The sequence below is a fragment of the Fibrella rubiginis genome (assembly GCF_017353185.1).
In the GTDB taxonomy this organism is placed as follows: Bacteria; Bacteroidota; Bacteroidia; order Cytophagales; family Spirosomataceae; genus Fibrella; species Fibrella rubiginis.
This window is the reverse complement of sequence record NZ_JAFMYV010000011.1, coordinates 266,785-274,576: the sequence shown is the minus strand read 5'-3', so window position 1 is coordinate 274,576 and position 7,792 is coordinate 266,785. Positions and strand designations below refer to the sequence as shown.

The 7,792-nt window shown below is 52.6% G+C and carries 7 protein-coding genes; 3 read left to right on the top strand and 4 right to left on the bottom strand.

The features are described 5' to 3' along the window. Positions 1-32: 32 nt before the first annotated feature. On the bottom strand, positions 33-893 hold the full coding sequence (gene purU, locus J2I47_RS20800) for a formyltetrahydrofolate deformylase (protein WP_207366526.1): 861 nt from the start codon (positions 891-893) through the stop codon (positions 33-35). Positions 894-1,077: 184 nt separating this feature from the next. Here purU and J2I47_RS20795 point away from each other — a divergent pair, with 184 nt between their 5' ends. Both J2I47_RS20795 and J2I47_RS20790 read left to right on the top strand, forming a co-directional pair. After that, positions 1,078-2,892 carry a glycosyltransferase gene (locus J2I47_RS20795; RefSeq protein ID WP_207366525.1) on the top strand — a complete coding sequence of 605 codons (1,815 nt, stop codon included), beginning with the start codon at positions 1,078-1,080 and terminating at the stop codon, positions 2,890-2,892. Continuing rightward, positions 2,889-4,184 carry a DUF2851 family protein gene (locus tag J2I47_RS20790; protein ID WP_229374828.1) on the top strand — a complete coding sequence of 432 codons (1,296 nt, stop codon included), beginning with the start codon at positions 2,889-2,891 and terminating at the stop codon, positions 4,182-4,184. Before J2I47_RS20795 ends, J2I47_RS20790 begins: the two co-directional genes overlap by 4 nt. A gap of 112 nt (positions 4,185-4,296) precedes the next feature. Here the strand turns inward: J2I47_RS20790 and gldE are convergent, their stop codons facing one another. From gldE to mutY, 3 genes are all read right to left on the bottom strand, one after another. Continuing rightward, positions 4,297-5,634, bottom strand: a complete 1,338-nt coding sequence (gldE, locus tag J2I47_RS20785) for a gliding motility-associated protein GldE (protein WP_207366524.1) — start codon at positions 5,632-5,634, stop codon at positions 4,297-4,299. A gap of 3 nt (positions 5,635-5,637) precedes the next feature. Beyond that, positions 5,638-6,150: a single-stranded DNA-binding protein gene (locus tag J2I47_RS20780; RefSeq protein ID WP_207366523.1), complete on the bottom strand. Its 513-nt coding sequence runs from the start codon at positions 6,148-6,150 to the stop codon at positions 5,638-5,640. Positions 6,151-6,216: 66 nt separating this feature from the next. Continuing rightward, on the bottom strand, positions 6,217-7,332 hold the full coding sequence (gene mutY, locus J2I47_RS20775) for an A/G-specific adenine glycosylase (RefSeq protein WP_229374826.1): 1,116 nt from the start codon (positions 7,330-7,332) through the stop codon (positions 6,217-6,219). Between the two features lie 139 nt (positions 7,333-7,471). Between mutY and J2I47_RS20770 the strand changes: the two genes are divergently transcribed. After that, positions 7,472-7,774: an HU family DNA-binding protein gene (locus J2I47_RS20770; protein WP_207366521.1), complete on the top strand. Its 303-nt coding sequence runs from the start codon at positions 7,472-7,474 to the stop codon at positions 7,772-7,774. Positions 7,775-7,792: the final 18 nt, after the last annotated feature.

Genomic DNA, 7,792 nt, shown 5'->3' with positions numbered 1-7,792 from the left:
GTTTAGACGTTAGACATCAAACCTTGAACTCATTAAAGAATAATCGTCCTGTTCTGGTGAATGAAGACGCGGTCGTTAAAAACGAGCTTCAGGGCCTGTGAGAGCACTATTTTCTCCACATCGTGGCCCATCGTAGCCATGTCGGCGGCGGTATGGCGATGATCTACTTCCTGCGTTTCCTGGGCAATGATGGGTCCCTCGTCGAGGTTGTTATTGACGAAATGGGCCGTAGCACCAATGATTTTTACGCCCCGTTCATAGGCCTGCCGGTAGGGGTTGGCTCCCACAAAAGCAGGCAAAAACGAATGGTGAATATTCACAATCCGGTTGTCGTAGTGGGCTACAAAATCGGGGGTCAGTACACGCATGTATTTGGCCAGAACGAGGTAGTCAGGCTGGTAGATAGCCAGGGTGCGTAATATGGCGGCTTCGTGTTCTTCGCGTGTTTTTCCTTCGTGCGAAATATGGTGAAACGGAATGCCGAATTTGCTCACCAGCGGTTGCAGCGTGGCATAGTTGCTCACTACAGCCAGAATATCGGCACCTAACTCATTGAACCCGTACCGGATTAATAACTCACCCAGGCAGTGGTGTTCTTTGGTAACGAACACGACTACATTCTTTTTCTGTTTTGGATTCAGTCGCAGGCTCACTCCGTCGGGCAGGGTTTGACGCAGCTCTTCCAGAATTTGTTGTGGGTCAGGTTCGCCGAGCGTGCCTTCGGCCTGTCGTGGCCCGGCTTCAAACTCAGTGCGCATAAAAAATTGTCCGTCAGGGCTAACGTATTCGTCGTTGCGGATGATGTTAAGGCCATGCCGGAACAGCACACCCGTGACATAGTGAATCAGGCCCGGCCCGTCGGGGCCATCCATCAGCAGAATGTGTTTGGTCATAGGTAAGGTAGGTGTGTAGGCAGAATGTGGAGCGTAAAAACGCTGTTTGTGGATGCAGGGCCGCTCGTGCAAGATAAATTGAATCGAGTAAACTTACATAAGCACCGATTTTCATGCCTGTAAACTGCTTACTTGCACAGTGAAATCTCCTTACTGACAAAACCACCCCAACCTAACCTCCGCCGTGGAATCACTCTTCTCAACGTCCAAACGCAAACTCTTACTCGAAATCGCCTGGGAAGTCTGTAATCAGGTGGGCGGCATTTATACCGTTATCCGCTCGAAAGTGCCGGCAATGGTCGAGAAGTGGGACGATAATTACGTACTGCTGGGGCCCTATTTCCCCCAAAAAGCTGCCGCCGAATACGAGCCCATCACCGATCCTGACGAGACTGAGATTGGCCAGACCGTGCGTAAGATGCGCCAGATGGGCTACGACGTTGAATACGGCTACTGGCTGGTGACGGGTCGCCCACGGGTGGTTATGTTTAATGTGCAAAGCCTTGCCCGTCAGGTAGATGCCTTAAAAGCGGGCCTGTGGGAGCGGCATCAGATCCCCACCCTCAACGTAGAGGAACTGGTGAACCAGACGTTACTGTTTGGTGAGATGGTGCGCGTATTTATTACCCTGCTGGCCGCCGACCATGCCCGGCGTGTTGATCTCGTCGCGCATTTCCACGAATGGATGGCCGCCTCTGGTCTGCCCGACCTGCGTCGCGACAATGTGCGTGTAGCCACCACGTTCACCACCCACGCTACCATGCTGGGACGGTATCTGGCCCAGAATGAAGAAGGGTTTTACCAGAAGTTGCCTACTTTCAACTGGCAGGCAGAAGCTCGTCATTATGGCATTGAAGCGCAGGCCACTGTTGAACGGCTGGCCGCTCAGCAATGCCATGTATTCACCACCGTAAGCGACGTAACCGCTCGCGAATGTGAGGTGTTTTTGGGCCGAAATCCTGATTTGGTCCTGCCCAACGGCCTCAACGTGACGCGTTTTGCCGCTGCCCACGAGTTTCAGAACTTACACGTGAAGTTCAAAGAGCGCATCCATGAGTTTGTGATGGGCCATTTCTTCCAAAACTATTCCTTCGACCTCGACAAGACGCTGTACTTTTTCACGTCGGGGCGGTTTGAGTTTACCAATAAAGGCTACGACCTCACCCTGGAGGCCCTGGCGCGGTTGAACTGGCGGATGCGCGAGGCCAACATGGACACCACCGTGGTCATGTTTATGGTCACTAAACAGCCCTACCGGTCCATCAACCCCGAAGTACTCCACACACGCGCGCTCCTCGACGAGATCCGCGAGACAAGTCAGGCCATTGAAAAACAGGTTGGCGACCGGCTCTTTCTGGCCTCAGCATCGGGGCAGGAAACCAACCTACCCGACCTCAATAAGTTTGTAGACGAATACTGGCGGCTACGGCTACGACGGACCATTCAAAGCTGGCGAACGAAGCAGTTACCCCGCTTTGTTACGCACGACCTCTTACAGGAAGACGACATGACGCGGTTTATTCGGCAGGCAAACCTGGTCAACAACGAATATGACCGCGTGAAAATCGTGTACCACCCCGACTTTATCGCGTCGACCAATCCGCTGTTTGGCCTTGATTATAGCCAGTTTGTTCGGGGGTGCCACCTCGGCGTGTTTCCCAGCTACTACGAGCCCTGGGGATACACGCCATTGGAATGCGTGGTACGGGGTATTCCCACCGTCACGAGCGACCAATCGGGCTTCGGCGATTTTATTATGCAAATCATGCGCGACTACGAAAACCGGGGCATCTACGTCGTAAACCGTAAAACGCAAACCTTCGACGAGGCCGCCAATCAACTCGCCGACATTCTGTTTCGCTTCGTACGGATGAACATGCGCGACCGAATTCAGCAGCGAAATCGCGTAGAGAGCATCGCCGAAGTTTTCGACTGGACCAACCTCCGTTCTTATTACGACACCGCCCATGACCTGTCGTTGAAACGGCGGAAACCATGACGCATACCATCACCGAAGAACTCATTTATTTTATTTGGCAGTTTCAATACGTTGCCAATCAGCCCCTTATTACTACCGACGGAGAAACTGTTGACGTGCTGCATCCCGGCTTTCGGAATGGCAATGCCGGGCCTGATTTTCTGAATGCCCGGTTACGTATTGCGGGGGTAGAATGGGTAGGTACGGTAGAAGCGCATGTTAAAACATCAGACTGGCTGGTACATCGGCATCAGAGCGATAAGGCCTACGACAACGTCATTTTGCACATTGTCTGGCACCATGACCGGCCCGTACCCCGCCCCGACGGTACCCGGTTGCCAACGCTTGAACTTGCCCCACTTACGTCTGACAACCTCTTGAGTCGATATGGCAGCCTGACTACCAACGCCGATGTTATTCCCTGTGCCGGGCAGTTTCGGATGGTGAAGCCCCTACGTCAGACCGCCATGCTCGACAAGGCGCTGCTGGAACGCCTCGAACGGAAAGCAACTGATGTTCAGTCTCTTTACGAGGCAACCGGGCAGGATTGGGAAGAAACCGCCTATCGACTGCTGGCTATGCACCTGGGCAGCAAAGTCAACGCCGACCCGATGGAGCAACTGACCCGGATGGTGCCGCTTCGACTACTACACAAGCACCGCAACAACCTCGCCCAACTGGAAGCACTGCTTTTTGGGACGGCGGGGCTGCTGGAGGCAACAGATGCCGAAGCTGATGAATACCTGACGGTTCTTCGCCGTGAGAACCAATTTCTGGCCACAAAATATGCCCTGACAACTGGCCAGCTACCAACTCACATCTGGAAATGGGGAAAACTTCGGCCTGCCGCATTTCCCACCATGCGGATAGCGCAGTTAGCCCGGTTGATACATGATCACGGTAGCCTGTTTTCACTCTTGGTAGGCACCGCCGACGCCCCTTCGTTGCTGGCTCTGTTGCAAATAATGCCCTCTGCATATTGGCAAACGCACTACCGGTTTGGGAAAGCCGGTGCCAAAGTATCATCCTCGCTGGGCGAAGCCACCGCCACGGGTTTACTGATCAACGTGGCTGTTCCCTTACTGGCGGCCTATGCCAAACGCAAAGACCAACCCGATCTGCTGGACCGGGCCATTAGTCTGCTGGAGCAACTCCCCGCTGAAGACAACCGCATTATTCGTCTCTGGGATAGCGTTGGCCTGAACGTCAGAACTGCTTTTGATTCACAGGCATCCATCGAACTCTACACTAATTTCTGCACGCCCAAACGCTGTTTAAACTGCCAGATCGGCATGGCGCTGGTGCGGGAGTGAAGGGATTTACGATTTACGATGGACGAATTACGATTTGTTGCTGACGCCAGAGTAAACCTGCGCTGGCGTCAGCAACAAATCGTAATTCGTCCATCGTAAATCGTAAATCCCTTCACTTTTCTGTCAGATCCTGCTGCGTTACGCGCACTTCGCTGATGCGTTTATCATCGGCGGCAAGGACGTGGAAGGTAAATGATTCGACGTTTACTTCGTCGCCGGGGCGGGGGAGGCGGCTGAAGAGTTCAAGCAGCAGACCACCTAGTGACTCGCTGTCGCCGCGTACATCGTCGAAGGTAGTCGGGTCTACGTCGAGCACCCGGCAAACGTCGGTGAGTGGGGTGCGACCTTCAAAAATGACCGTGTGGTCGTCTATTCGCTGATAGCCCGTCGGCGTTTCCTCGTCGAACTCATCGTTGATATCGCCAAATATTTCTTCGATAATATCTTCCAGCGTAACTAGGCCCCGCGTACCGCCATATTCGTCGATGACGATGGCCATGTGCACCCGCTTTTTCTGAAAATCCTGGAGCAGATCGTCTACTTTTTTGGTTTCAGGAATGAAAAAAACGGGCCGTTGAAGCGATTTCCAATCGAATGAATCGTCAGCGTTGAGGTGAGGCAACAGGTCTTTCAGGTACAAAATACCGTCAATCTGATCAATGGTTTCGGTGTAGACAGGTACCCGCGAGTAGCCCGCTTCGTTAATTTGGGCCAGCAGTTCCGTAAACGTCAGATCGTTCGGAAACGCCGTAATGTCCATTCGGGCCCGCATTACTTGCCGGGCCGCAAGGTTACTGAAATTCACAATTCCTTTCAGGATTTCCTTTTCTTCTTCGGTGGCATCGGACCCTGTTAGTTCAACGGCCTCACTCAATTCTTCAGCCGACAGTTTGTAGCCCCGCCGATGAATCCGCTTGTCGATTTGATTGCTCATATTAACCAGCAGAACTGCCAATGGCGCAAATACGACCAAAGCAGTTTGAGCCAGCCACTGCGTACGCTTACTGATGGCTAGTGCATGCTGTGAGGCATAAATTTTAGGCACCATTTCACCAAAAAGCACAATCATAAGCGTGGTTGCCAGCGTGACGCCCGTCAGCAGCCAACCAGAGCCATGCGCCCAGCCCGATACCATCCAGGTCACATAGGTGACGATGAGGACAATGGCAATATTGAATAAGTTGTTGAGAATGACCAGCGAAGCCAGTAAACGCTTAGGCCGGTCAAGCAGCGCCGCAATGCGTTGCTCAGCGGGGTTTTCGCTGTCGCGACACCGTAGTCTATCCTGCGCCGATAGGGAGAAAAAAGCAGCTTCGGCGGCAGAGGCCAGCGCGGCCAGAATAAGCAAAAGCAACACTACAGCCACATAGGGGCCATAAAAACTAAAATAGGTGCCCCAATCGTTGCCGACTGGGAGCACCTGTGTGGAAGACGGGTCGCCTGGGTCCATAAGTTAAAAGGGCAGATCATCATCGGCACCGTTGCTATCAAACGAAGCTGCAGGTGCCGGAGCAGGTTTGGCGGCGGGCCGGGTTGCCGCGGCAGGTTGGGCTGCCTGTGGCCGGGGGGGCTGCGCCGGAGCAGCCTGTTGCTGCTGACGGGGAGCCGCCTCCTGATTAGCGTTGGCCTCGTCATTACGGCTACCCAGCAACTGCATCGTGCTGGCCCGAACCCGAAGAGAAAAACGCTCTTTCCCTTCCTTATCTGTCCAGGTTTCGGTCCGCAACCGACCTTCTATGTAGACGGGGTTTCCCTTACGCAAGTACTGCTCGGCAACCTTGGCCTGTTCATTCCACAGCTCCACCCGAAACCATTCGGTTTGTTCAACACGCTCACCATTGCGATTGGTATATTTTTCGGTGGTTGCCACGTTGAATTGGGCGACAACACCGCCGCCGTCCAGATAGCGAACTTCAGGATCGGCACCCAGATTACCAATCAGCGTTACTTTGTTCAAACTTGCCATTTTTGCTGTGTTTAGAAAGCGTTTTGTTAGGTGGTTTAGAGATTAAATTTACTAAAATCTGTCGATTTATCCAAGCCCTTTCTCGAAATAGTCAGCAATCAGTACTGGTTTCGGTAAGTGGCTGATCTGCTGCCTCGTATACCAGCTGTAACCCTCTGGGAGGTCATTTTTGACACTTTCTGGCAGGTCTATCCGGTAAAAAAACGCTTTAATTCGCTGGTGCGAGAGCAACTGATTACTGGCTACTGGTGAGGTAGTCAAAACGCCCTGTTCTACCAAATCGTTCAGCGGTTTGTCCAGATCTAAATCGCGGAAATCAGCCTTAGGCTCGTCGGTTTCTATGAGGTAAAACTCGTGCAGATTCTGCCAGATATCGCGCCCCGTTCGCTCGTGCATCGCAACTACTGCTTCTCCATTATGCTGGGTGCAAAAAACCAGATAATGAAAGAAACGATCCCGAACGGCTGCCTTCTTCTTCTTCACAGGTAACTCTCGCTGCCGTCCTGTCTGACAGGCCACACACTGCTGCTGAACAGGACAGATAAGGCAGTCAGGAGCCACGGGCGTACATTGAATAGCTCCAAATTCCATGATTGCCTGATTGTAGGTAGCTGGATCAACCGCGTGCGCCATGAGTCGCGCGGCCAGGGCGGCAAACGTTTTTTTTGCCCCGGTACTCATGATGTCTTCATCGACCCCGAACACCCTTGCCAGTACCCTGTATACGTTACCATCCACTACCGGTACCCGCTCACCATAAGCAAATGAAGCCACTGCCGCCGCCGTATAAGTGCCAATGCCCTTCAGCGCCAGTAACGCCAGATAGGTGGTGGGAAATAGCCCGTTTAATTCAGAGTGTATATATTTGGCGGTCTGGTGGAGGTTTCGGGCGCGAGAGTAATAACCCAATCCCTGCCAAAGCCGGAGCAGTGCCTGCTCGTCAGCCAGTGCCAGATCAGACAGGGTAGGATAGGCCTCAACAAAGCGGAGGTAGTAAGGCATTCCCTGGGCTACGCGGGTCTGTTGAAGTATGATTTCCGATAGCCAGATGCGGTACGGATCGGTAGTATGTCGCCAGGGCAGGTCGCGCCGGTGATGATCATACCAACGTTCAAGGGTGGGGGCAAAGTGGGTGAGGGCTTCGGAGGTTTCCGATGCGTTTGTGTCTGATTGCCAGTTCAAAATAAAGCGCTGAGTTTTGGCGTTAGCTGTGAATAAAGGAGCGAAGGGTTTCATTTTCAATTGAAAAGCCTTACCTTTGTACTCCTTTTTGGGTGCCAGAAAATCAACATTTAAGTAAACGCTAAAGTTTAGTAAAGTCGTGACGAAAGCAGACGTAATCGCCGAGATTTCAGATAAAACCGGAATTGACAAGGCAGATGTAACTTCTACCCTGGAGACATTCTTCGCGGTCATCAAAAATTCGCTGTCCGAAGGAGAGAACATCTATGTGAGGGGCTTCGGCAGCTTCATCAATAAGAAACGAGCAAAGAAGGTTGCCCGGAACATCTCGAAGAATACCGCTATGGTAATCGACGAACATTTTATCCCCAGCTTTAAGCCGGCTAAAATCTTCGTAGAGCAGGTAAAAACCAGCGACAAGGCCAAGGTATCGGCTGAGTAACTATCAATTAGTTGGTTG